The organism is Prosthecobacter sp. Pr1, assembly GCF_057652315.1.
Window position 1 is genome coordinate 176493 of sequence record NZ_JBYFBS010000007.1, and the last position, 595, is coordinate 177087.

The 595-nt window shown below is 61.5% G+C and carries 1 protein-coding gene; it reads left to right on the forward strand.

The features are described 5' to 3' along the window. The first annotated feature begins 45 nt into the window (after positions 1–45). A complete protein-coding gene (locus tag AC24GY_RS14120) occupies positions 46–483 on the forward strand; it encodes a GAF domain-containing protein (protein WP_487684023.1) in 438 nt (145 codons plus the stop codon). The last annotated feature ends 112 nt before the right edge of the window (positions 484–595 follow it).

Consider the following 595-nt stretch of genomic DNA (forward strand, 5'->3'; position numbering starts at 1 on the left):
GCCGCGACAACGACAAATCCCGACTTCACACCCCTTCCCTGCGTCATGTTTTCCTCCACCGACCCCTACTGGGCTGAATTCCTCACCCAAACCATCGCGGATTTCGGCTGTACCACGGGCACACTTCACCGTCTGGACCCGGCGGACCGCCATCTCAAGCTGGTGGCCCATCAGGGTATCCCGGAAGCGCTCATGCCCATCATCCAGTCCATCCCTGTGGGCAAAGGCATTGCTGGCGTGGCCGCAGAGCGCAAGGAACCCGTGGAAATGTGCAATCTGCAGACAGACACCTCCGGCGTGGCCAAACCCGGCGCGAAACAGACGCAGGTGCAGGGCACCTTGGCCGTCCCGGTGCTGGATGGCGAACGCCTCTGTGGCACCTTGGGCATCGGCAAGCTGGCGCCGTATGACTTCACTTCGGAGGAGAAGGAAAAGCTGATTCAAACCGCCCGCAATATCGCCGCCAGGCTCTTGCCCGGCTGATTTCCTCCGCCATCCCTAATTCTCCCTGTAGCCTGTCCGGTTGACCCGCAGGCAGCAAAAAGCCCGATCGCGCCACTGAGGCCGACCGGGCTTTTTGATGAATCAGACCCGC